This is a genomic window from Arenibacter algicola, assembly GCF_000733925.1.
Lineage (GTDB): Bacteria > Bacteroidota > Bacteroidia > Flavobacteriales > Flavobacteriaceae > Arenibacter > Arenibacter algicola.
Genome location: NZ_JPOO01000001.1, coordinates 1,658,196 through 1,684,287, shown reverse-complemented (window position 1 = coordinate 1,684,287; position 26,092 = coordinate 1,658,196). Strand labels below are relative to the sequence as shown.

The following is a 26,092-nucleotide window of genomic DNA, read 5'->3' as shown; positions in this document are numbered from 1 at the left end:
TTTTCATTTTTTAAAAGTTCAAATTAAGTCCCAATGATAAAACAGTTGGCACAGGGATGTTATCAACACTTGTACGCTCTGGATCTGATCCGATATAGTCATTAGGGGTAAACCAAAATAGGTTCTCACCCTGAAAATAAACGCGCAATCCGGTCATCCCCCAAAATTTACTAATCATCTCCTCAGGCAAAGAATAGCCTATCTGTAAATTTCTTATTTTGAAATAGGAATTCTTTCTATATAAATAATCGGAAGTCCTCTGATCGTTGAAGGCCAACGACAGGGATGGTATATCCGTATCGGTATTTGTTGGAGTCCATGCATTGAGAACACCTAGACCTGCATTCTCGCGGCCTTGGGTGAAATTATTCCAAAAAATATAAGGGTCCTGACCAATTCTTCCGGCTACACCTGATCCAAAAATGGAGAAATCAAAGTTTTTATATCCAAGATCAAGTCTAATTCCATACTCCAGATCTGGCAAGGTATTCCCAATAAAGTCCCTATCATCGCTATCTATTACATTATCGCCGTTAAGGTCTTGAAATTTCAATCCTCCAGGTCTTGCCCCAACTTGTGCAGGACTGGCATCGATATCGGCCTGACTTTGGAACAATCCATCTGTTTTATAACCGAAGATGGAAAATTGTGACTGACCTAGGATAGAATTCTCGGCCGTTCCCGGAAAACCTGCCCTAACTTCTTCGGGCAAAAAGGTTATCTCGTCTTTGAAAGCCCCAAAATTAGTAGATACAGCCATTGAAAATCCACTGTCCCAGGTTTTGGAATAGGCCACCGAAAGCTCCCATCCTTTTGTTTCTGTGGTAGCCCCATTAAGAACACGCTGTTGTCCTTCGCCAATTACTGAGGCGATTGGAGGTGTAATCAAGATGTCACTGGTTTCTCTGGTAAAGTAATCGAAAGTACCTACTACTGCATTGTTAAAAAGTCCAAAGTCTACACCAAAGTTAAATTCCTTGGTAGTTTCCCATTTAAGCGCCGGGTTCGCAGCTTGAATGGAAACAAATCCTGAAGGCAATGTCCCCCCATTATTACCTCCTAAATCATATGCTGTTCCTACATTATAATACTGGTTGAAAAAATCAGGAACAAATTGATCTTGGTTGGGACCATATCTTGATTCGTAAAGACCAAATCTGGCCAGGTCACCAATAGATTGGTTACCAACTTCACCGTATCCGGCACGAAATTTTAAATCCGAAACCGCGCCTTCATCATTGAAAAAATCTTCCCTACTAATTCTCCAACCCAAAGTTGCGGCCGGAAAAACACCATACCTGTTTTCTTCACCAAATCGTGAAGAACCATCCCTACGAACGGTAACAGAAGCCAGATATTTATCCGCAAAAGCGTAATTTAATTTCCCAAATTGGGACAACAGACTACTTCCACTGGAACGTCCAGTATTTGTCCTAGCGCCAGTAGCCGCATCCAATACAAAATAGGACTCGGTCTCTACCGCAAAGCCATCGGCGATGGCCGTAACCGAATCAAAATCATTTTTTATTGATTCTGCTCCCACCAACAGGCCAAAACGATGATCGCCCAATTCCAAATTATAATTTAAGGTATTGGTAAAGACAACACTGGTAAATTTGTTGGTGTCCAATATCAACCTATTATTACTCCTGTTTACAAAACCATTGGCTACCCTAGGCTCAATGTCCTTGCGCTTATAGTCGCCAAAATCAAGACCAATACTCGTTCTAAAAGTTAAATTGTCCAATATCTGTAATTCGGCAAATACATTTCCAAAAATATTGGTCCTTTCCGTATTGTCCCATCTATTTAAGTATTGCATTAGAACCGGGTTGTTACGATCCGAGTAACCAGCTCCCAAAGGCCCACCATAATTACCATTACTGTCAAACAAAGGTATAGTTGGCGCCAAGCTAATAGCCAATGCCGGAGTTGGGGCGCTACCGATATCTGTAGAGGCCAATGTTTCATCCGAGCTGGTAAAAGCCGTATTAAGGCCAATCTTCAATTTATCATTGAACAATTTGAAATTGGAATTCAATTTCCCCGAAAATCTTTCATATCCTGTATGTTTTAGAATCCCGGTATTCTTAAGATGTCCCAAATTGATAAGATGAAAGGACTTGTCCGTTCCACCTGAAACGGAAACTTCATTATTGTACACATAACCCGTTTCATAAGCTTCTTTCTGCCAATCTGTATCGCCTGCAGGTACATTGGCATCTCCCCCAACAAAGGGCTGTAGCGTTACACTGTTTAGCACTGGATTATTAAAGTCCCCATTCCAATCAAAATTATAGATCTCCCCATAACCCCCAGCTGGATCTGCACCATCATTGACGGATGCCCTCCATAATGCTTCACCTCTTTGTAGGGAATTCAGCATGTCATAACGCTGCTTTTTTTCGGATTGTACGGAAATGTTAGAATTTACACTTACCCTATATTTCTCTTCCCCACCAGCTTTTGTACTGTTCTTGGTGGTTACAATGATAACGCCATTACCTGCCCTGGAACCATAAATGGAAGAAGCTGATGCATCTTTCAAAACCTGAACAGATTCAATAGTACTGGGATTAAGTCCCGAGAAAACCTCTTGCCTAACCGTTGGCACCCCATCTATTACATACAAGGGGTCGTTGTTCCCCAAGGTGGTAACCCCCCTAATTAGAATTCTGCTACTTGTACCATTAGGGTTACCCGACTTTTCAACAAAAAGACCAGGCACCCTTCCCTGTAAGGCCTGCATGGCATTACCCGAGCTTAAACTTTGACCTTCCACAGGACCAAGTTCCACTACGGTTATGGCCCCGGTTAAATCGGCCTTTCGTTCTGTGGTATAGCCCGTTAGCACAACCTCGTCCAACATTTGTGCATCTGGTTGCAATACAATATTAAAAGTTGTCTGCCCATTTACCTGTACCGTCATGGTTAAAAAACCAACATAACTTATTGAAAGCGTAGCGTCCGAAGGCACCTCATCCAATGTAAAGTTACCATCAAAATCGGTTGTTGTACCATTGGTAGTACCCGCCACCACCACAGAGGCCCCTGGTAACGGCATTCCATCATCCTGGGAGGTCACAGTACCTTTTATCTGTTCCTGGGCCAATAGCCCTAAAGGAACAAACGTCATTAGTAATAATAAGAGTTTCAGTTTCATAATTGAGTTGTATTTAGTTAATATTAAGTTCGTTTATTTCTATGCTATCAAGAATAAAGTCTTGATTGACCGTCTCTATTGAAAGTGTGTCGAATGGTGCATTGGGAAAGAAAATTTCCGTCATTACCGTTGACCCTTCATCAAAAAATAATTCTATGGATGTCTTATCCAGAAGAATAGTCCCGGAAAGCTTTTCGCTACTTGAAATTCGAGGCGCAATACTCTGCTTACTTGAAAATGTATCTGAAAAACCAATTTGACCCGATTTGCTACGATCGATAAAAAATTCGTTATCGATGGAATCATAACCAAAGGATAATTCGTCCCCTTTTTTATTTCCGAGTTTAAAGGTGAATCCACCCTTTTTGATATCTGCAATATTGAAGTTAATGGCAGCCCGTGAAAGATTTACTTTTTCTGAATTTATGAGTTCCAATTCCCCCTCCACTGCAATATTTTCTTTCTTATACTTTACCCCTTTATAGGCATCAATCTCATCAACGGGATCAAAAGCCAATCTATAGGACTGGGAGTCTTTTATCAATTTTACTTCCCTGGCCACAGTCATGGCACTGCGCCAAGTTTCCGTGGGCACTTCATTGGCATATTCCCAATTGGACATCCAACCCATATAAAATTTACCGCCATCCTTTGAGGTGATATTGGAAAATGTAACGCCAGCGTAATTGTCCTTCCCAAAGTCTATCCAATGGTTCTGACCCTTGTTTAGGACCGCTTCAAAATCCTTATCCATGGTAAATTTTGCACCGTCAAAATCTCCAATAAAATATTGTGTGGCACTGCCGCCATTGGGGCCACCTGGATTTACGCTTACATAGAGCACCCATTTAACCTCATCGGTACCCTCTACTGGAATCGGGAACAGGTCAGGGCATTCCCAAACGCCACCGTGTGTTCCGATCTCTTTATTAAAATCCGCACCAAAATCCGATAATAGCTCCCAGTTTTTAAGATCCTTGGAGCTATAGAACATTACTTTGTCCTGTGCCGCCAAGACCATGACCCACTTTTCATGTTCTTCGTTCCAAGAAACCTTGGGATCCCTAAAATCCCTTATTCCAGGATTCTGAATAACAGGGTTACCCGAGTATTTGGTCCATGTAAGCCCCTCATCTAAGGAATAGGCTATAGCCTGCGATTCTACATCTATTCCCTTGGCCTTTTCAATGTCCATATTATGATAGGTAAATATGGCTATAATTGGCACCTGCCCCCCTGTACCGAAGCCAGAGGTATTTTCCAAATCCACAACGGCACTTCCGGAGAAAATATATCCCTTGTCGTCCGGATATAAAGCAATTGGCTGTTCCTTCCAACTTACCATATCCGTACTGATGGCATGGCCCCAATGCATGGGCCCCCATTTATTGCCATCGGGGTAATGCTGATAATACAAATGGTAATAACCATTGTAATGGAACATCCCGTTGGGATCGTTCATCCAGCCCACCTTAGGGGTAAAATGAAAATTAGGCCGGTACAATCCTTCTTCCGTATCTAAAGAAACTTCACTTAGGGAAGTATTTCCCACATTCTCTTTTTGCCCTTGATCCTTGCAGGACAAAACAACGCAAAGACCCAAAATGGCGACAAATAATCTTAATCTATAATTTTCCATATTCTTAAAAATTGATTTAATAATTAGACCTATTTATTCTTTTCAATATTCAATTTGGTTTCATCCACAGTACTATTGGATCTGGTCAAGGACTTGGACAATGCCTCCAATGAAATACCTTTGGTTTCCGGCATAACAAAGGCCACAAAGAGCAATTGCAAAAACATCATAAAAGCAAAAAAGGCAAACACTGTACCAGCGCCTATAGAGGTAAACAGAACAGGTATCAATGAAGGTATTACTGCAGCCAAAATCCAATGTACCGAGCTTCCAAAAGATTGTCCAGAACCCCTTAAATGGTTGGGGAAAATCTCTGAAATAAATACCCAGATTACTGTACCCTGGCCAATGGCATGCGCAGCTATGAACAAAAACAGAAAAATAGCGACTGACATACCTTCCCAATCAAAGAAAAAAGCACAGGAAACCAAGGTCAGAGATATTATATACCCGATAGATCCTAGGTACATTAATTGCTTTCTTCCAAATCTATCAATAAGAAAAATTCCTAAGAGTGTAAATAGTAAATTGGTAACCCCTATACCAATACTGCTCAATAAGGCGGTACTTTCCCCAAGTCCGGCCTCCTCCAAAATTCTAGGGGCATAATATAGAAAAGCATTTATTCCTGAAGCCTGGTTAAAGAAGGCTATACAAAAGGCAAGAATCAATGGAAAGCGGTATTTCTTTATAAATATATTCTCCCCTGTAACCTTATTTTCGTTTTCCTGATTTATTTCCAACATTAATTTTTCGACATCCTGACCTGGATTTATCAATTGAAGTACATTTCGTGCTTCATCGTTCCTTAGTTTGGTCAATAGCCATCTGGGACTCTGGGGAACACTTAAAACAAACAGGGTATAAATAATGGCAGGTATAGCCTCTACTCCTAGCATCCAACGCCAGGCATTTTCACCTATCCCACTTAATAGGTAATTGGAAAGGAAGGCTACCAATATTCCGAAGACAATATTAAATTGATACAACCCCACTAATTTACCCCTGTCCTTGGCCGGGGCTATTTCAGAAATATAGGCAGGAGCTGCTATTGTAGATGCTCCAACACCCAATCCGCCCAAAAATCTAAAGAATGCAAAGGTAATAGGGTCATTGGAAAATGCTGAGCCTAACGCTGAAATGGTGTAAAAAACACCTATCCAGAAAAGAGTCTTTTTTCTACCCAACCTATTGGTAGGTATACCTCCCAGAATTGCACCCAATACAGTTCCCCATAGTGCCATTGCCATAACAACGGTCCCGTGAAACACATCAGAGGAACCCCATAATACCTGTAATTTCTTGTCGGCTCCAGAAATAACTACCGTATCAAATCCAAACAGGAATCCGGCCAGAGCCGCAGTTATTGACCATATCAATATTTTCTTCATATCACAATTATTAAATATGAAGACTATATTATTACAAATAAATTGGGAGTAATTTTAACAATGTTACAATATGTTATGATTTAGTTAACATTTCAATATAAAATACTAACATATTAATTATCAGACACTTAAGTGAATTAATTTAACATTCCCATAGTTAGTCAATTACACTGATGTTACCCGTGTCTCTAAAATTGATACATTAAAATTGAAGCAAAAACGAAAAACTTCTTAAAGAGATTTTTTATAGGCCCCGGGAGTTACCCCAAATTTGCCTTTAAAGGCAGTAGAAAAGTAATTTGGTGAAGAAAAACCTGTAGCGTACCCGATTTCAGAAATGGAATAATTAGTGGATTCAAGCATAGATTTTGCCTTTTCCAGTCTGTAATTGGAAATATAATCGCTCACGCTTATTCCTAACATGGCCTTAACCTTTCTATACAATTGAACTCTAGAAATGTTCAGGGCATCGGCCAGATTCTCCACGGAAAAATTGGTGTTGTCCAAATTGGACTTTATCTGTTGATTTAATTGTCTCACAAACAATTGCTCTGGATCGCCAAAGGAATGTACCTGGTCTATTTTATGGATATTGTTAGTATAGTAATACCTTAATTTTTCCCTATTATAGAGCAACGACTTTATAGATTGGGTTAAGATGGAGTAATTGAAGGGCTTTGTCAAATATAAATCGGCCCCACATTCAAGCCCTTTTATAAATGATTCTTTGTTGCTTAGAGCGGTCAAGAGGATTATAGGTATATGAGAGGTTCGCAGATCGCTCTTAAGAATTTGGCAAATTTCGAATCCACTCTTATCGGATAAATTAACATCGCACAAGATAACATCGGGAATATGTTCATATGCCATTGTGAGTCCATCGGTTCCATCTGAAATTAACATTTCGTACTCACTGCCCAATTTGTTGTTCAAAAAAAATGTTAAATCACGATTATCCTCAATCAACAGAATGGAATGTTGTTCCTCCCTATTTTGGCCCTCCAACCCAACTGAGCCTTCATCCAGGCTAATCTCATCCGAAAAATTGATAAGGGTCGTATCCACTAATTCAGGATCTACCACAATTTGATCCTCATTAAAATGGGTATCCCCTTTAAAGAGGGTTATAATGAATTCCGTCCCGTGATGGGATTTGACTTCTATTTTACCAAGATGCAATTCTACAAATTGTTTGCTCAGATGCAAGCCAACTCCTGAGCTATTTTTTCTATTATTGGAACCCTTAAAAAAAGGTGTAAACACAAACTCCAGTTCGTTTTCCGGTATACCTATGCCATTATCCTTAAAATGAATAGTTACCAAACTCCCATCCAAATTGTCAAGAATTTCAATATCGATCCGTCCATTGTCCGGTGTAAATTTAAAGGCGTTGGACAAAAGGTTGAAGTAGACCTTATCCATTAAATTCCGGTCTATAAACAGCTCCAAATCTTCATTATTTGAAGTAATATTAAATTTTATTCCTCTTTTTCTGGCCTCTACTTTAAACTCGCTAAATATATTATTGGAGAATTTAAAAATATTTGTTTTTGAAGCCCTAACATTGAATTTTTGGTCCTCCACCTTTCTAAAATCCAATAAATTATTTATCAACCTGAGCAGCCGGTTGGAATTATTTTGAATCAGCTCAACTTCAAACCCAGTTTTAAAACCTTTTTGCCTTTGCCAATCCCTTAAGGATTCTATTGAACTCATAATTAATGTAATAGGTGTCTTAAACTCATGGGACAGCCCTGTAAAAAAATTCATCCTGGCCTCATTACTTTCCTTTACCTCGTTGGCGATTTTCTCTATTTGATTTCTTTGGACCGTAATTTTTCTATTGGTGAGCTCCAATTGCCTATTTTTCTTGGCAATCGCAATTTTGGAATATATGCTATAAACAGCAAGACCAAGAATAATAAAGGAAAACCCCAGTATGATCTTTAAAATATTATTTTGTGAATAGTAGAGTTCCTTTTGTCTTTTTACCGCGGTAACCTGTGATTCCAAGAGGGTTTGCTGCTCATTTATCTTATTCAACTGGTTTTGCATTATTTCTGCATTAAACCTATCGATTACTGTAGTACTAAGGATATTATTTACAGGTACAATCTCATCATTCAAGATTTTCAAGGCTGTCTTTATGGCCTCATCGCCTCCAGTAGGATATAGTATGGTAGCGTTCAGCACTCCCTCCTTCACCAATTGAATACCTCCATTGGGCCCATTAAGACCATCGACACCTATTATTTTAATTTGATCCTCAATACCCAAATTCCTGGCTACCTCCCAGGCACCCAAGGCCATTCTATCGTTGTGGACAAAAACATAGTCGACCGGTCCCATTTCCTGCAAGAGTTCCTTAAAACCTCCGGTAATGGACTCTTTCTCCCAATCACCCTGAATGGTTCCCATAAATTCTATACTCGGGAATTTATCCAAAATCTGATGGAATCCCAGACTCCTTTCCTCTGCAGGTGAAGATCCGGACAAGCCCCTGATTTCAACAACTTTTAGTGAATCAGGCAAATTAGAAACTATAATCTTTGCTGCATTTCTGCCCACTTCAATGTTATCTGCTCCCACATAAGCGGTATATTTTTGATTATCCGTTTTTCTATCTACTACCAATACAGGGATGCCGGCCTTCATTGCTTCTTCCACAATAGGAGTTATTGGCTTGGATTGTATTGGGGAGACTATTATAATATCCACATCGGCCGCTATAAATTCCTTAAGCTGTTTAATTTGATTTTCAACGTTATAGTCTGCATTGGAAATACTTAAAGTTACATTGGGATATAAAGAAGCCTGCAGCTCCATGGCATTGTTCATGGACTGCCTCCATTCGTCGGCTATCATGGCTTGGGAAAACCCAATCCTTATTTCCGCCTCATCATTCCGGTAGGAACAGGAGTGGAATAAAGAAATAAAGACCACGATAAAAAGAAAAAAAACGCTTTGGAACCTCATTAAATGTTGGGTTAAAATGTAAACTTAATGAAATTGGAAACAATCATGTAAATTCTCCAATTAAATTCTAGTGATTAGCTCAGGAAAAAGAGTACATAATAATTATGATTTAGGATTTAATCCATTCCTATACTGCAATTGTACCCATGTCTAAAATTCAGATAGGTCCTTGATCTCCAGTGTAACCGGAATGAATAAATACGACTGGGGTTGAAGACTTTAAAATTAGGGATCACTATTTTGCATTCAAAATAGTGCAATTGATATCAATAAGTATAAAAGTAATTTTAAATCCAATAACTATACACATTTTAAAGAATTATTCTAACAAAAATGACACCCCCCCCTGTTTATATGAGGTTTCGTGTTGTGATGGCAGAAGGATTACCTACAGTGATCCTTCATGTTCAATGTTGAAAATTATGATGGCATTAGTAGTATTACGATAAATACAAATCCCTGCGCAGAAGGATGAACGGCCATCTCAAGACTATTGCTAAGGATGCAGGTATCGAAGAACATTTTACCACCTATACCAATAACCATTCCTGGGCCACCATAGCCAAATTCATGGGGATACCCACAGAGGTAATCAGTGAAGGATTGGGTCACAACTCCCTTAAAACAACACAGATCTACTTAAAGAGTTTCACCAACCATGTATTGGATGAGGCCAATGAGCTTGTTGTATCCTAAACATCTATCCAAACAATCCCTTTTAATTCCCTTCTTTATTATGACTTACATTATCAATAATATAATAGATTATGGATAATACCCCAATAAAAATGCCAAGGGCGAATAATTCATTAAATGACAGATTGGACAAAAAGAATAAAATAACCAGAACAGCTATAATTGGGACAAGATATCCTCCAGGTATTCTGAAGGAATTTGAACGGACAACTCCCCCACCCGATTTCCTCAATTTAATCACTGCCAATGCTACTCCCAGGTATATTAGTAAAATAGACGCGCTGGATATAATGGCCAACTGCCTAAACCCCCCAATTGAAGCAAATAAAAAACAAAGCCCAACATACATTATAATTGCTAGATAAGGAGTGGCAAATTTTTCATGTACTCTAGATGCCAATTTTATTGGTATTACATTATCCTTTGCGGCCCTAAAGAGCAACCTGGGCATACTTAATATTTCGCTACTCAAATTTCCGAACATGGAAACTACGGCCCCTATAGTGATCAATGTGAAACCAATTGGGCCAAATATTTTGCTTGCCACTTCTCCCAATGGATTTTCTTTAAAATCGGACAATGTATCTCCCAATATTCCCTGCGCGGCTGTTTGAATCAAAATATATAAAAGTAAGACTACTGTTATACTTATAAGTATTGCCCTAGGAATAGTCCTATTGGGGTACCTTACCTCACCGCTGACTGAAAGGCCGGATTCCGCACCCTGAAAAGCAAAGAATAGTATCAAAGATATCTCTCCCACATCCATTACAGTTGGCGTATTATCCCACGCAAGATTTACAATTTCCACATTGCTCCATGATAAACATATCAATACCAATAAGGGAGCTATTTTGGCTATGGTTATGAATTTCACCAATCGTATGCCTTCTTTCACCCCAATGATATTGATATAACCTAAACCTGAAAAAAGAACGAGAAAAAAGAAAATTTTTATAATTCTCACCTCAAATATTGGGTTTAAGGTACCCAATATATCCACTATTGTATTGGCCACTGCAGCATCTGCAGATATGGTTGCCACTAAAAAAAGAATGGCTGCTATAAATCCTAAATACTTGCCAAAGGTTCGTTCTATATATGCATAGGCTCCACCTGTTTGGGTTATTTTACTTCCTATTTCCGCAAAACATAGCATTACCAAAGCAATTAATAAACCACAAAAAAGATAGGCAAGAACACTTGCAGATCCCAGTCCGGCCGCGACAATTGCTGGCAATACAAATATGCCCGCACCTATCATGATGTTTATCAAATTGGCACTAAGACCCCATGTTCCTATTTTTCTTTTTAACCCCTCTTCTTTTTCAGTCATTCTAAATTATTTTATCCTATAGCTATCTGACCATAGTTATTAATTCCCACCAAGTCCGGTAAATATTATCCTAAAACAGGGTTAGCGAAGCTTCCCTTCTATCAGCTTGCAGCCTAATTGTATACTCCCTGCTATCTTATAGTTGGTTCTATGGAAAACGAGTAACTATAAGGTATGGGATGAATCGTATATTCGTCATGTACCTTGCTTCCCCATGAATTATCTCCACCTACTCCCATTTGCAACAGATCTATATTCCATTGTACAGACTTTCCCAACTTAATATCCGCACCATGTCTTTTGGTAACAGGAACCAATCCTGAAGCTGACACTCCTGCTTGATCACTTTTAAAGTCTATTTCTTTCATTCCAAAAGGCCAAACACTGGAATTCAACAAAACATTGCTTTCCAGAGTCAAGATCAACTCATTTGAAGTCAATTGCATCCAGCGAACCTCTGTTTTATTTCCAGTTTCCTGAGGCCGCATATATCTATGGAATTGATCTTCAACCTTTCCTTTGTGGATGCCAATTTTAAGTCCGGTTTTCCTGTCCCAATAACTTTCGGTAGGCCCTTTTCCATACCAAGACACTTCGGTGTAATCTTTTGGCAGTATCAAGTACATTCCCAATCTTGGAATAACGGGTAGACTTTTATGGTTAGGTTCAAAATAATAGTTTATGCTCAAAGTGCCGGTTGCGAAAATTTTATAATCGGCTGTAACTTCGGCCTCATTGTTCGGCAACATATAAGCGACTTTAAATTCGATTCCTGTATTGGATATTGAAGGCTGCGCTAATAATCTAGCTGTATAGTTATAGCTAGCATCCTGCCATATTTTGGCCCATTCATGCATACCGTTGCCTAGATCATTATCGGTTGGTGGCCTCCAAAAATTGGGACGAATGGATTGGTCTGTAATATTGTTCCCTTTAAAGATCCATGATATAATTTCTCCACTTTTGCCATTAATTTCCAAGTGGACCTCGTCATTGGCCATAATTATGGTTTCTCCAGATTCTTTGATAGTCATCATTGTACCAGCAGTTGTTGGTGCTGGACCAAATGCACCCTTCTGAAGTACAAATTGATCCCACGCCACCTCATAACCTTGTGGTATTAAGGGCGAATTATTTTTATGAACAAGGCTTATTTCGAGTATGTATTCCTTGGCTGAATCATTGATATCAGGAAAATTATTAATTTGAATTTTTCTAGATTCCTGCGGTGCTACATCCAAATTTTTCTCAGAGTCTTGAAATACCTCTACTCCATTTTTGAGAATTTTAATTTTCAACTCTTTATCCGACAAATCAGCAAAGAAATTTTTGTTCTCTATCTCAATAATTCCTTTTTCCAAGTATTCAAACTGAACTGGCTCATATACCTTTTTAACTTCTGTAAGATGAGGATGTGGATTACGATATGGATCTACCAATCCATTGTTCAAAAAATTCCCGTCTGTTGGTAAATCGGGATGGTAATCATGTCCATAAGCGAAATAGGGTTTACCATCCTTATCCAAATATTCTAGACTTTGATCCACCCAATCCCAAATATACCCACCCTGTAGATTAGGGTATTTTTCAATAATATCCCAATAGTCCTGCAAATTACCTACAGAATTGCCCATGGCGTGTGCGTATTCGATCATTATTGACGGCTTGTCCGAATCCGAATTTCCATGTTCAATTAGATATTCGGGTTTCGGGTACATTGGACAGTACAAATCTGTATAATCCTCCTTTCCGGCAGGCTCATATTGCACTATTCTATTATCATCCTGATCTTTTAACCATTTGTACATAGTTCTAAAAATCTCCCCTTCCCCAGCTTCATTCCCCAAAGACCAAGAGTATATGGAGGGGTGGTTTCTATCACGAAAATACATGCGTTGGGTACGCATCATATGTGCAGGTAACCAACTCATTTCATTTCCTATCTGGGTATTCTTATCAATGGCCAATGGGTGGCTTTCTATATTGGCTTCATCAACCACATACAAACCATAAGTATCACACAGATCTAACCAATAGGGATCGTTTGGGTAATGTGAGCTGCGCACGGCATTAATATTATTCTGCTTTATGAGCTTAATATCCTTTTCCATTGATGCCCTGGATACTACATGCCCTGTCAAAGGGTCGGTTTCATGTCTATTGACACCTCGTATATAAATCTGCTTTCCGTTTATAAGAACTTGACTGTTCTTGACTTCTACCCTTTTAAAACCAATATTACGTTTTACGAACTGATTGTTATTGGAATTCTCAGAATCTTCCAAAGAAATAATAAGTTGGTACAGATTGGGTAGTTCGGCTGACCATTTTTTTACATTTTCAACAACTTTTTCTGTTTGAAAATTAATCTTGGATGAGGGTGGAATTTGGATTTTTTCCTCAGATCTGTACACTATCTCCTTACCATCAAAAAGTTCTATCCGTAAGCTTCTTTGCGCCAATTCTTTAGAGTTATTTTGAAGAAACACCGTATCCCTAAATATTCCATGGGTATAAGTGTCGTCCAAATTGGTATATGCGTAAAAATCTGTTATAAATACCTTTGGTCTGGTATAAAGATAAACTTCCCTTTCAATACCGCTCATCCGTAACATATCCTGGCTTTCCAAATAACTGGCATCACTCCACCTAAATAATTGCAAGGCGATAATATTCTTTCCAACCTTTAAATGCTGGGTAATATCGAATTCGGCTGGTGTCTTGCTACCTTGGGAATAGCCCACATATTGACCATTGACATATACATACATGGCAGATTTGGCCCCTCCAAAATGCAGAATAACGTCCTCCGTCAAAAATTCATGGGCGAGCCAAACTTCCTTGCGATAGGTCCCCACAGGGTTGTAATCCTTGGGCACATTGGGCCATTGAGCATCAAACGGATAACGCTCATCCAAGTAAATGGGATGATCGTAACCCTCCACTTCCCAATTGGCGGGAACTTGGATTGTATCCCAATCACTATCATCAAATTTTACATTTTGAAAAGTACTAGGTCTTAGCCTGGGGTCTTTTACAAAATTGAATTTCCAGTCGCCATTTAAACTCAAAAAACGCCTTGAGTTTTCCTTATCCGGTTTTAACTTATTTTCAAATCCAAAAAAAGTAGCTCTAGGTGGTAATTTGTTTTCCTCAAAAACCTTATGATTGTGATGGTTTAATTGCTCTGGAACAGAGGGCAATAGATTTTGTTTGCAGCTCAAAAAAGTGAGCGCAAAAGATAATATTAGAAGTTGTAATTTCATCAATAATACGGTATCAAATAATTAATAGGTTATCATAAAATCTTCGGCCAAAATTTTTCTGAGGTAAAAAATAAGTTCCTCGGCATTTTTTTGACTAAAGACCATAGGAGGTTTGATCTTTAATACATTATTGTCCGGGCCATCCGTGCTCATAAGAATACCGTGGTCCTTCATACGGTTGGCCAAATAATCGGTCTGGGCCGCCAAAGGTTTCCTTTTAGCGTTCACCAACTCTATCCCTAAAAAAAGACCCTGTCCCCTTACATCTCCGATAATTGGAAAGTTCAATGCCAAGTCCATAAGTTCTTTCTTCAGATAGTTTCCGACCTCCAAGGCATGTGCCTGTAGCTTCTCCCGTTTTACCACCCTTAGAACCTCGGCACCAATGGCACAGGAAACTGGATTTCCCCCAAAAGTGTTAAAATACTCCATTCCGTTGGCAAATTTTTCAGCTACTTCTTGGGTACAGGCTACCGCGGCCAGGGGATGTCCATTGCCCAAAGGTTTGCCTATGGTAACAATATCAGGAACTACCCCATGTAGTTGAAAGCCCCAAAAGGTACTGCCCATACGCCCACAACCTACCTGCACCTCATCCGAGATACAGAGGCCTCCCGCTTCCTTCACGTATTGATAGGCCTTGGCCAAGAATCCTTCCGGTAACTCTATCTGTCCCCCACAGCTAATAATCGGCTCTATGATAAAGGCCCCTACTCCCCGTCCCTTGGCATGAATCTTATCTATTTGCACCTTCACCTCCTCTGCATATGGTTCGCCTGTGTTTTCCCCGCGGTATTTTCCCCTAAAGGCATCGGGCAAGGGAAAAATATGGGTGTGTTCCGGGGCGCCCCTGCCTCCTTTGCCATCAAACTTATAGGAACTTATATCGATGCACATATTGGTATTTCCGTGGTAGCCTACTTCGGAGGCAATTATATCCTTTTCCCCAGTGGCCGCCTTTACCATACGGATGGCCAGCTCATTGGCCTCACTGCCCGAATTCACAAAATGGAGTACACCTAATTCTGGTGGCAGGGTCGCCAACAGTTCCTTGGCCAGCTCGTTTATGTTCTCGTGCAAATAGCGGCTATTGGTATTGATCAGGGCCATTTGTTCCTGCCCTGCCCTTACCACATCAGGATGTTCGTGCCCCACATGGGCCACATTGTTCACGGTGTCCAGATATTTTCTTCCGTATTGGTCCATTAGGTACTGTCCTGCCCCACGTACCATTTTAATGGGCACCTTGTATTGCAGGCTCAGACTTTTGCCCAAATGTTGTTTTCTATAGTCGATGATGTCCGAATTGGAGGTAGCTTGCCTTTCCACAAGACCCTTGGTCTTGAACAAAAGATTGGGATCCGGACAAAGACTTTTCCATACGGCAAGCTGGCTTTGGTATGCCACTCCGGGAAAATCGATCTTATATTGCAGCATGGACAGCATGATCTGAAAATGTAGATGTGGGGCCCAATTACCGTTCTCTGGCCAGTTCCCCAAAACGCCTATGACATCGCCAGCCTTTATTTTGGTTCCAACCTCATAATTTGTAGCACTGGCCACGGACAAATGCCCGTAAAGCGTATAAAACTCCGAGCCTTCTTCCCGATGTTTTAAAATGACCAATCCGCCGTATTCCTTATCCCCTTTATCATTGAAAGCGGTAACCACTTCCCCGTCAAAAAGGGCATGCACAGGGGTATCTGCCGGCAACCAAAAATCGACCCCTAAATGAATACTCCTGCTCTCCCTTCCGGTGTTCCCTATTTTATCATAAGAGGATGTAGTGTAAATGGGCCTCGGCTCCAAATAACCTCCTGCCAAAATTCTTGTAGGGTGTTTGTGCTGCAATTTATTGAGCTTATACTGAAAAAAATCCAGGTCATTAAAGTCCATTTCATGCCCTATCCATTTACTGGACACACTTAAATCTAGGGGATGTATACTGTTGGAACCTATAGTGGGAAATAGTTTATCCAGAGAAAGGTTCTGCTTTTTGGCCCATGCCGCGAATGTTTCTTCTTTTGGGTGTGCTGTAAATCCACATGCCTCCCTAAAACTATAGTGCGCAAAATCGGCGTTTACATCCTTCCACTTCCGCAATAACTCCCATGCCGGTTTTTCACTTATCAGGAGATAGGTATTGTCCGGTTCCTCCTTTTTATTGATGGCCGATTTGGTAACGGATATCACCAAGCGCATCGCGATGGCCATATACAAATGTTCCAATTCATTCTCTTCTAAAGGAAATGAACGGTGATAGCCCCGTACAATTGGTATTGCCGCTTCCAACGGATCATTGTGCCCCATGATGGCATAGGCACAGGCCACGGCCAGGTCATTGATTATCTGCGTATATACCGAATCCCCGAAATCTATGGCAGAGACCACTTTGGGATGGACCAAGTCCTGGGAAACAATCACATTATTGTCGTTGGCATCGTTGTGAACCACTGCCTTCCGTAATATGGAATAGTTGGTCTGTGCCTGTTTAAATTGATTTTGAAAATAGGAAATAACATCTTTGTCACCATTTCTAAAGAGGTGGAGATAATCCGTTGTCCAAGCCCCTTCCGCTATATCCCAAACAAATTTCCGATGGGCCTCGGGATGGTCAAAACCCTGCAATGCCCGGGTAAGTCTCCCACATTGCCCCCCTAGACTTTCCCGAAGATTATCCAATTGTGGGTTTACCGTGCTCCACACCCTACCTGATATCCAGGACAGAAGGCGTACCTTTCTAATATTTCCGTATTCATCCTTAATTTCCGAAATCAGATTCCCCTGTCTATCCCGAATAACCTTAGGTACAGTTAAATCCTTTGCTTGATCATTGGCATATAGCAGCAATTTCTGTTGAAAACCCAAATAATCCGCGTTCTCGTCTGGACGGGAGACTTTTAAAATATATTCCGCTCCGTCCGTTGCATCGATCTTAAAATTAAAATCGATTTCCCCTGGCAATGGCTTGGCCGTACCTTGAATGTTAAAATTCTCAAGGGCAATTTTTATGGCCTGATCTACAGTTATTCTAATCTTGCTATATTCCATTAAATCCTTTTTTAGTCCTCGGTCAACATCAAAATAATATGGGCCGCACTCCAACTAAAGTTTTGAGCTTCCCTACCCTCTCCTGTTATAGGGTGATAATTTTCCCTAATCGATTTCCCTTTTTCCAAAAGTCCAGTAGCACCATCCATTATTTGAAGAGTTGCCTTGTCCGCTTCCGTGTCGTATTCGTAATTCCGTAGTCCCTTAATCCCAAAATAAGCTTGATCCAGCCAGTTTGGTCCACGCCAATACCCATTTAGGGGGTCAAATTTGGGGTGGTCCTTGGACATGGTCTGAAAGGGGACTTTGGTAAAAAACTTTTGTTCATCCATCATCTTATCTTTTACAGCCTCCGCTTGTTCCACAGAAGCAGCCTCGGCCCATAAGGCCGTCCAACCTTCACTTCCTGCTCCCTTAATGAAATGGGAACCGTCTATACTCGTATCGTAAAACCAGCCATCCTCCTTATCATAAAATTGGTCTTGGATCATACTTTTCAACTTTGAAGCACCGGACATAAGCTCATATGCCTCTTCATTTTTACCTAAGATTTCTCCCAATTGTGCCAAATAGAGCTTTTCTGCATACAAATATGAATTCAAGTCTACACTTTCTTGATTGAGGGAATACGCTCCATGGGAATTTTTTAAAATTTCCGAGAAATCAAATCGAATTGCGTTGTCCATACCACTTTCCCATTTTGCTGCCAAAACGGTGCCATCGGTTGAACCATATTCACATAAACCATCTTTGTCATGGTCGCGTTTGGCATACCACCAGTTATGGTATCTTATAAGCTTGGGATAGATTTCTTCCAAAAAAACATAATCCTTATCCCTCTTAATAATTTCTGCTACGGCCCAAGCAGCCAAGGGCGGTTTAGTATCCCTATAATTATAATTTTCAATAGTAGTGTCCCTGTAGATACAATCCAACACAAATCCATCATCCGTTTGATAATCGAACATAGCCCTTACTTGGTCCTTGGCAAGGTCGGGGGCAAATCGGGAAAGCCCCGCAGCATGCTTCCAGGAATCCCATGACCAAAACCCATGGAACCATTCATAATGATAGCTCGGAAACAATCCTTGATGTTTTAATTGACCTGCGGCAATACGCCAATTGTTCTGCAAGGTCAGGTGAGCTTTGGCCAATACTACGGAATATTTATTTTCCTTGAATTGTGGTTTTTTATTTTCAATAAGTGCCTTTAGTTGACTATCTTTTTCCTGTAGCCGTGCATTAAAAATTGAGTCGAAGTTCTGGTTTTCTATTGACTTTTTTTCTTCCTCCCATGAATATTCAGGAAAAATAAATGTTTGTGCAACCACAATTTCCTTGGTCTGACCAGGGTTAAGTTCCAATTCCTGAGATGCTGTAGTATAACCTTTATCAGAGGTACTGACAACAGTAGGTTTTGGAAAAGTTATAATACCCAAGGCATTTGATTTGCTTGAACTTATTGTGAGATTATTTCCTTTGGAAACTAAGTTTAAACTATTGGTCAACAAAGGGTCATTGGTCCAATTATAAGTTAGTTGCTTTATGAATTCCTCCTTATTTGTGAAAGCATATTTAATCAATGCCGTATGACCATTTAAATAAATAAGTGTACTTTTTAGTATAACCCCATCTGCTCTAAACGTTTGCTCCAAATGGCTTGAATAACTTTTCTGTTCTATTATATTTTCCTTTTTAAAATATACTGGACGTCCACCGATAACAATCCTAATCGATGCAAGGGATTTACTTGACCAAATTCCATTTTGCTGCGTCAATAGAAAAGGCCCGGAAAAGTCTCCCAAAAATTCAGTTGAATCAGATAAACCATAACCGAACCAAGCCCCTTGATCAGAAAACATCAGACCCGATTTATCCGTCGAATCTTTTGGTGTAATTCGGAAATCCAAAATGTCTTCACTGAAATTTAATGCATGGATTTGTCTGTCGCGTTCAGTTGGCTTCATAGCATTCCTACAACCAATTAACAATACTACAGCAACAAAACATTTAATTACATTTCTAAAATCCATTGTTTCAATTTTGATATAGGGGTTTAAATTTTCTTTTCATATCGGACAAGAACAAAAATTGAATTAATTTCTTTAAATAAGCCAAAAACTACCTTTACTTGACCTTTACTTGGCCTATCATTTTAACTTTTGTAAAAAGGATATCCGTTTATAATTTAGATATTTGTAACCACTAGCGCTAGTAAAACTGTATGTACACATACGCACATTAATTTTTACGAATAAATCTCCGCACATGAAAAAATTGACAAGACCTATTTTTATAATTCTCTTGCTCATAGGTTTCAATGTGCATTCTCAAACCAATATATGGGATGAAAATCCGAGCGATTCCCAAATAGAATTAGATAGCCTCCTATCAATATTACCATATACTAGTGGCAAGGAAAAAACACCAGTACTAAATAGGGTTGCAGAAATTTATTGGTCCATAGACCCCAACAAAACCATAGAATACGCCTATGAGGCTATGCTTTTATCCCGGGAATCCAATGATAAGGAACAAGAAGGTTTAGCGCTTATCAATCTTTGCCAAGGATATCTGTTCAATGATTTTTATGATAAAGCCTTACAATATGGATTACAATCATTGGAGATCAGGAAAGACTTGAATAACCTTTATGATCTGGCTTTTACCTTGCGTACCCTAGGATGGTTATACTTTGATATTGGTTATTTTGACAAGGCTCTTGATTACCATACGGAGACTTTAAAAATTCACGAAAAAATAGGGGATAAACAACGAATTGCCTACAGCTATAACAGTTTGGGGTTAATTCATGAACGCAAAGGGGATTGTAATTTGGCACTATCTTTTTTCAAGAATTCATTGGATTTAAAGAAAGAGTTCAATAATAAGGACAGGATTGCAGAGACCATGAAAAACATAGGTATTTGTTATCGTAAAATAAATGAACCCGACTCTGCCACAGTTTATTTGGAATCTTCCTTGGACATTTCAAATGAAATTAAGGACCAGCAGAACAAGGTCCATATTCTGAACGAACTTGCAATAGTGAATCTTAAGCTAGGTGATTTTGATAAATCTTACCGGCAATTAAAGGAGTCGAGATCCCTAATGGAGGGATTAATGGACAATAAGGAATGGATAGTTGAAAATGATAGGATTATGTCCGATTATTTTCTGGCTAAACAAGATTATAAGGAAGCATTAAATTACTTTAAGAAATATGCTGAGGGGAATTCAGAAATTTTCTCCAGCAATAAAAGCGAAAAGTTGACCGATATGCGGATTCGCTACGAAGACGAACGAAGAGCATCCCAAATTAAGCTATTGGAGCAACAAAGAAATTTGGAGGCCCAAAAAAAGAAATCATTATTAATTGTGTAGCCTTCCCCTTTTTAGGACACCTCTAAATTCGATAAATAATTGTTGTTTAGGTCAGATTTGATGAAGAATTTAAATTCTTCATCAAATCTGGGCATATATTCTTTGGGCGATTTATTGCCCAGAGATTTATGTGGGTGGTTAAAATTATAGTCCTCCCGCCAGTTATCGCTTATCTTTTGGAGCTGATATACGTCATTAAAATAATAAGCGTCCAATATGTCTTCTCTAAAAAAGCGGTTGAACCGTTCTATGTATCCGTTCTGCATCGGTTTTCCAGGTTGGGTGTATTTGATTTCTATAAAGTTCTTTTTACACCAGTTCATAAATGTCTTTGAGATAAATTCCGGTCCGTTATCACATCTTATATATTTGGGAGTCCCTATATCTTCTTTCAGGTTTTCCAATGTTTCAATGACCGCCCGTGCCGGATAGGATAGTCCGGCATCAATGGCGATAGCTTCACGGTTACAGTCGTCAATAACGTTGAATACGCGTACTTTTCTGCCATCGCTAAGCGCATCGCTCATAAAGTCCATGCTCCAGCATTCATTGAGCTGTGAAGGTGCTTCCAAGGGTTGCTTTACACGTTTTACCAAACGTTTCTTGTGCTTGCGCCTAAGGCCCAGCTTCATATTGCGGTACACACGCAACACACGCTTTCGATTCCATTTTAGGCCCTCACGACGGATCTTATGATAATACTCATCAAAACCCCGGGTCGGATATGATTCGGCCAACTCGGTTAGCTTGTCGATGACTTCGCTGTCATCCCGTCTACTTTGGTAATACCACATTGATCTGCTTAAATCAACAAGTTTACACGCACGTAATATGGGAACCGTATATTGTTTGATGAGATATTTTGCTCGAACTCTCTTGTCGGAAGGCCTTAGAACTTTTTTGACAAAACGTCCTTTAACATTTTATTGTCCAGACTAACATCCGCATACATTTGTTTTAGCCTATTGTTCTCTTCTTCGAGCTCCTTTAGACGTTTCAGTTGCTGCTGCTCCATACCTCCGTATTTCTTGCGCCAGTAGTAAAATGTACTTTTGTCGATACCCAGTTCCCTGGAAATATCGCCAACGGATCTTCCCTGTTCGTTTTCCCTTAGTGCCTTGACAATCTGGCTTTCCGTAAATTTTGTTCTTTTCATGTGACAGTTAAAATTTAAAATTAATAAATTCGAATTTTATACTGTCCTATTTTTAGGGAAGCCTACAATTGGTTCTTTGTTATTAGTTATAATTGCAATTCTAATAATAGCTTCACTTTGGAATAATATAAAAAAGAAAAAAGCTATATACCAACAAAACCAAAAGCTGTCCATAGAAAAACTAAAAACACAATCGCTTTTAAGGGAGAACCTTGAGCACAAATTAGAATTTCGGATGAAAGAGCTTACAAATCTAGCTTTGTTTATATCCCAAAGAACATCTATTTACAAAGACCTTACAAATTCCTTTAAAAGCCTAAATTCTACTGATATTAATCAATTAAAAAAAGACATCAATAGACTCATAAAGGAATATACATTTAAGTTTGACTTTAATGAGGATATACAAAGATTTCATACTAACGTAGAAACGTTACAAAGCGATTTCTTATTTAGAATTAAAGAGAAATACCCTCATTTAACTGATAAAGATATTCAACTTGCCGTACAAGTTAAGCTCAAACTCAGCTCCAAAGAAATAGCAAACATTAATAATATTTCTTCGAATTCTGTTGAAATTGGTAGACATCGATTAAGGAAAAAGCTGAATATAGGTAAAAAAGAAAATCTTGTCAGTTTTCTCGAAAACATCTAAGCCTTCATAATTTAAGCACATACAACTTTACCTTTTTTCAGGAGAACAACTATTTCTCTGCAGATCCACAGATCTTGCCTTGCAGATAATTGATTCTAATATAAACCGCGACTTCCTTTTCACTTTTCAATTGTATGCATTTCCTCTCTAACCCTTAAGCAGTGGGCCTTTAAGCGTGCTGTAAAGGTCAAGTAAAGGTGATTTTTGAGGTTTTGAATGATAATAAAACAATATTTGATGAAACTAAAGCTCATGCCAAATTTTGGACTATGAGCGTTGACTAACATAAACTTAATAATATGAAAAAAAAACAATCAAAAAATCAAAACCATCGTTTTAACGGTCTGTTTTACTTGCTTTTTATGCTTGCTTCGTTCGGGTTTACCACTAGATCCCTTGCACAAAGCACCGTTGTAAGCGGAACTATTACAGATAATACTGGGGTAGCACTGCCAGGTGCCTCTGTTATCGTTAAAGCTAATCAAACCATTGGGGTACAGTCCGACTTTGACGGCAACTATACCATCGAGGTACCTGGACCGGAAACCACATTAGTTTTTAGATATCTTGGTTTTGTTACCAAGGAAGTATTTGTGGGCAACCAAACGGTAATAAATGTAAATCTGGAGGAGGATGCACAAAGTTTGGAAGAGGTGATTTTGGTAGGTTATGGCACCCAAAGACAAACCGAGGTAACTGCTGCCATTTCCTCTGTAGATGTGGCCGAAATCCAAAAAATTCCAACAGCGGATGTTGGAACCTCCCTTCAAGGGCAGGTTGCAGGACTCAATGTTTCTACTGCTACGGGAGCCCCTGGAGCGGATCCTGTTATTCGCGTAAGGGGACTAGGGACTATAGGAAACAACAATCCTTTATTTGTTATAGACGGAATACCAGGGGAATTGTCCTATCTAAATCCAGCGGATATAGAGAACATCAGTATCCTAAGGGATGCATCAGCAGCTACCATTTACGGCTCCAGAGCATCCAATGGAGTAATAATCGTAACCACAAAAAGGGGCAAAACAGGAGAACCAAGAGTTACCGTTAATTCCTATCTAAGTACACAATCCGTAAAGAACAATGTGGATGTGGCCAATAGGGATCAGCACAATCAAATAAAGTTGGAAGCGTATTCCAACGTTGGTGAGACCCCAGCACCCTATCTAACCGGTAATCAACAATTTTCCGATTCAAATTGGGTTGAAGCCTACTTGCAAAATGCTTTTGAGCAAAAACACGATGTGGGAATTTCCGGTGGAACGGAGAAAATGAAATACAGTTTCTCTGGCGGTTACTTTGAAAATTCCGGGACGGTCATCAATACTGGATTTGATAGATTGAGTACTCGTTTTAATATGGATTTTCAATTGCTCAACGATCGTCTTAAAATTGCTCCCGGCATTAGTTACACTAGGGAAAACACCAAAGGTATATTTGAGCCCATTGGAAGTGGAAACGCAAGTTTTTCACCGTTTTTGGACATTTATTCCCAATTACCCCACAAGGCCATATATGATCCAAACTCCACAAATGGATTTGCCACGCCTGCAGCTGGACTAGGATCTGGAAATCCTATTGGGACAACAGAATTGGAGGACCGCAAAAACCAGGATGACTATATGCAATTCAATGTTGCAGCTACACTTCAAATCATAGAAGGCCTAAGCTATCAATTTCAATATGGTACGAACATAGAAAATACACACTTCTCAGATTTTATACCAACATATAACTTTGGCCCACAGGCAGTAAATGAAAATCCGTTCCTTACCGAAACGAGATCCAGAACAACCAGTTGGACTTTAAACAACACTTTAAATTATAATAAATCATTTGGGATGCACGACATCGATGTACTGTTGGGTATTTCCAGAGAAAAAAGTGAGTTTAGATCTGTAGGCGGAAGTAACAATGAACTTGCCTCTGACCAACTATTGGCATTGAGTGCAGGTATAGGAGACGAATCTTCCTATGGATTTAATTCAACAAATTCATTACAATCCTATTTTGGAAGATTAAGTTATGACTTCGACAACAAATACTATGTACAGACAAGTGTAAGACGCGACGGATCTTCCCGATTTGGCAAAACCAATAAATATGGAACATTTTATTCCGTATCCTTGGGATGGGCAGTACATAATGAGGACTTTTTTTCTTCCGACCTGATCAGTATGTTAAAGCCAAGGTTTAGCTATGGAACTTTGGGGAATCAACTTATCCCAGAGCATTTATTTCTATCCAGGATTGCATCTGGCGGGCAACAGCTAAACTATCCATTTGGTGAAGGCGCCAGTCAGCCCATAGTTGTGGGTGCCATTAGTACTTCATTACCAACCCCGGACATAAGATGGGAAGAAACGGCAACAACAAATATCGGTTTGGATATTGGGTTCTTACAAAACCGTATTAAAGGTTCCTTTGATTATTTTATTTCCAAAACTTCTGATATGTTGGTATCGGTACCGATTCCTGCCAGTTCAGGTATTACAACTTTCCCCTTGACCAACGGTGGTAATCTGGAAAACAAAGGTTGGGAATTCTCGACTACTTATAGCAGTGAAAACAATAAGGATTTCTCTTATGATATAACTGCGAATATAAGTGGTTCCAGAAACAAGGTAACAAAACTTGGAGTTGCCAATGAATCCTTTACTGATGGTTTTATTGAATTCAACAATTTCCCGACTACGCGCACAGAAGTTGGAGGAGAAATTGGAAGGTTCTATTTATTTAAAGCTGATGGCATTTTTCAAAATCAGGCAGAAATTGATGCACATGCTATACAACCCAATGCTGCTCCCGGGGATTTAAGATTTTTGGATACTTCTGGGGATGGTACACTGGATGATGATGACAAACAGTTCTTGGGCAGTGGTCTTCCAGATTTCGAATATGGGATAACCCTTACTGGTCGCTATAAAAATTTCGATGCCAGTATGTTTTTTCAAGGTACACAAGGAAATGAAATTTACAACGGTGTAAAAATGTGGTTGTACAGAACCGATAGACAAAATATGTCTCCAGATTTATTAAATGCCTGGACACCCCAGAATACCGGAAGCTCTATTCCTAGAAATGCCTTTGGAGATCCTAACAACAATATTCGCCCTTCCAGTTACTTCTTGGAAGACGGCTCCTATTTTAGGTTAAAGAACATTCAGATAGGATATACCATGCCGGAATCGGTAATTAACAAATTGACTATTTCCAAAATGAGGTTATACCTTACTGCTAATAATGTATTTACGGTTACTGACTATTCTGGTTTCGATCCAGGACTTGGAAATGGAGGCACATTTACCAAGGGAGTGGACAGAGGATTTTACCCACTATCCAAATCATTTATTTTAGGTATAAACCTATCGCTTTAATG

14 protein-coding genes are annotated in these 26,092 nt (G+C 39.4%); 4 read left to right on the top strand and 10 right to left on the bottom strand.

The window, feature by feature from the left end; translation table 11 throughout:
* Nucleotides 1-10 precede the first annotated feature (10 nt).
* The 4 genes from U735_RS0107275 to U735_RS0107260 all read right to left on the bottom strand — a co-directional run bounded on the left by U735_RS0107275 (nt 11) and on the right by U735_RS0107260 (nt 9,169).
* A complete protein-coding gene (locus U735_RS0107275) occupies nt 11-3,163 on the bottom strand; it encodes a SusC/RagA family TonB-linked outer membrane protein (protein WP_031443189.1) in 3,153 nt (1,050 codons plus the stop codon).
* Between the two features lie 13 nt (nt 3,164-3,176).
* Nucleotides 3,177-4,802, bottom strand: coding sequence for a glycoside hydrolase family 32 protein (locus tag U735_RS0107270; RefSeq protein WP_031443188.1), 1,626 nt, complete (start codon nt 4,800-4,802; stop codon nt 3,177-3,179).
* Between the two features lie 29 nt (nt 4,803-4,831).
* Complete coding sequence (locus tag U735_RS0107265) at nt 4,832-6,193, bottom strand: sugar porter family MFS transporter (RefSeq protein ID WP_051891902.1); 1,362 nt, start codon at nt 6,191-6,193, stop codon at nt 4,832-4,834.
* 231 nt (nt 6,194-6,424) lie between these two features.
* Entirely contained in the window at nt 6,425-9,169 is a 2,745-nt protein-coding gene (locus U735_RS0107260; protein WP_031443186.1) for a substrate-binding domain-containing protein, read from the bottom strand.
* 471 nt (nt 9,170-9,640) lie between these two features.
* Here U735_RS0107260 and U735_RS0107255 point away from each other — a divergent pair, with 471 nt between their 5' ends.
* Nucleotides 9,641-9,865 carry a tyrosine-type recombinase/integrase gene (locus tag U735_RS0107255; RefSeq protein WP_031443185.1) on the top strand — a complete coding sequence of 75 codons (225 nt, stop codon included), beginning with the start codon at nt 9,641-9,643 and terminating at the stop codon, nt 9,863-9,865.
* Between the two features lie 22 nt (nt 9,866-9,887).
* Here the strand turns inward: U735_RS0107255 and U735_RS0107250 are convergent, their stop codons facing one another.
* The 4 genes from U735_RS0107250 to U735_RS0107235 form a co-directional block, all read right to left on the bottom strand.
* Nucleotides 9,888-11,201 carry an APC family permease gene (locus tag U735_RS0107250; RefSeq protein WP_031443184.1) on the bottom strand — a complete coding sequence of 438 codons (1,314 nt, stop codon included), beginning with the start codon at nt 11,199-11,201 and terminating at the stop codon, nt 9,888-9,890.
* Between the two features lie 131 nt (nt 11,202-11,332).
* A complete protein-coding gene (locus U735_RS0107245; protein WP_031443183.1) occupies nt 11,333-14,467 on the bottom strand; it encodes a glycoside hydrolase family 2 TIM barrel-domain containing protein in 3,135 nt (1,044 codons plus the stop codon).
* Between the two features lie 21 nt (nt 14,468-14,488).
* Nucleotides 14,489-17,518 (bottom strand): aminotransferase class III-fold pyridoxal phosphate-dependent enzyme, encoded by a 3,030-nt coding sequence (locus tag U735_RS0107240; protein WP_031443182.1) that lies wholly within the window; start codon nt 17,516-17,518, stop codon nt 14,489-14,491.
* Nucleotides 17,519-17,529: 11 nt separating this feature from the next.
* Nucleotides 17,530-19,551: an MGH1-like glycoside hydrolase domain-containing protein gene (locus tag U735_RS0107235; RefSeq protein ID WP_051891900.1), complete on the bottom strand. Its 2,022-nt coding sequence runs from the start codon at nt 19,549-19,551 to the stop codon at nt 17,530-17,532.
* A 235-nt stretch (nt 19,552-19,786) separates the two neighbouring features.
* On the opposite strand from U735_RS0107235, the gene U735_RS0107230 reads away from it, so the two are divergent.
* Complete coding sequence (locus tag U735_RS0107230) at nt 19,787-20,902, top strand: tetratricopeptide repeat protein (RefSeq protein WP_031443180.1); 1,116 nt, start codon at nt 19,787-19,789, stop codon at nt 20,900-20,902.
* An 11-nt stretch (nt 20,903-20,913) separates the two neighbouring features.
* On the opposite strand, the gene U735_RS25540 is transcribed toward U735_RS0107230, so the two are convergent.
* Entirely contained in the window at nt 20,914-21,756 is an 843-nt protein-coding gene (locus U735_RS25540; protein WP_232233225.1) for an IS3 family transposase, read from the bottom strand.
* Between the two features lie 35 nt (nt 21,757-21,791).
* Nucleotides 21,792-22,058, bottom strand: a complete 267-nt coding sequence (locus U735_RS25700; protein ID WP_031443010.1) for a transposase — start codon at nt 22,056-22,058, stop codon at nt 21,792-21,794.
* A 76-nt stretch (nt 22,059-22,134) separates the two neighbouring features.
* Here U735_RS25700 and U735_RS0107215 point away from each other — a divergent pair, with 76 nt between their 5' ends.
* Together U735_RS0107215 and U735_RS0107210 are read left to right on the top strand one after the other, a co-directional pair.
* The gene (locus U735_RS0107215) at nt 22,135-22,713 is read left to right on the top strand and encodes a helix-turn-helix transcriptional regulator (RefSeq protein WP_031443179.1); all 579 of its coding nucleotides are present in this window, start codon (nt 22,135-22,137) and stop codon (nt 22,711-22,713) included.
* A gap of 299 nt (nt 22,714-23,012) precedes the next feature.
* Complete coding sequence (locus tag U735_RS0107210) at nt 23,013-26,090, top strand: SusC/RagA family TonB-linked outer membrane protein (RefSeq protein WP_031443178.1); 3,078 nt, start codon at nt 23,013-23,015, stop codon at nt 26,088-26,090.
* Nucleotides 26,091-26,092: the final 2 nt, after the last annotated feature.

Coding starts and splice junctions, on each gene's coding strand:
- U735_RS0107275 (WP_031443189.1), bottom strand. CDS start 3,163: ATGAAACTGAAACTCTTATTATTACTAATGACGTTTGTTCCTTTAGGG.
- U735_RS0107270 (WP_031443188.1), bottom strand. CDS start 4,802: ATGGAAAATTATAGATTAAGATTATTTGTCGCCATTTTGGGTCTTTGC.
- U735_RS0107265 (WP_051891902.1), bottom strand. CDS start 6,193: ATGAAGAAAATATTGATATGGTCAATAACTGCGGCTCTGGCCGGATTC.
- U735_RS0107260 (WP_031443186.1), bottom strand. CDS start 9,169: ATGAGGTTCCAAAGCGTTTTTTTTCTTTTTATCGTGGTCTTTATTTCT.
- U735_RS0107255 (WP_031443185.1), top strand. CDS start 9,641: ATGAACGGCCATCTCAAGACTATTGCTAAGGATGCAGGTATCGAAGAA.
- U735_RS0107250 (WP_031443184.1), bottom strand. CDS start 11,201: ATGACTGAAAAAGAAGAGGGGTTAAAAAGAAAAATAGGAACATGGGGT.
- U735_RS0107245 (WP_031443183.1), bottom strand. CDS start 14,467: ATGAAATTACAACTTCTAATATTATCTTTTGCGCTCACTTTTTTGAGC.
- U735_RS0107240 (WP_031443182.1), bottom strand. CDS start 17,518: ATGGAATATAGCAAGATTAGAATAACTGTAGATCAGGCCATAAAAATT.
- U735_RS0107235 (WP_051891900.1), bottom strand. CDS start 19,551: ATGGATTTTAGAAATGTAATTAAATGTTTTGTTGCTGTAGTATTGTTA.
- U735_RS0107230 (WP_031443180.1), top strand. CDS start 19,787: ATGAAAAAATTGACAAGACCTATTTTTATAATTCTCTTGCTCATAGGT.
- U735_RS25700 (WP_031443010.1), bottom strand. CDS start 22,058: ATGAAAAGAACAAAATTTACGGAAAGCCAGATTGTCAAGGCACTAAGG.
- U735_RS0107210 (WP_031443178.1), top strand. CDS start 23,013: ATGAAAAAAAAACAATCAAAAAATCAAAACCATCGTTTTAACGGTCTG.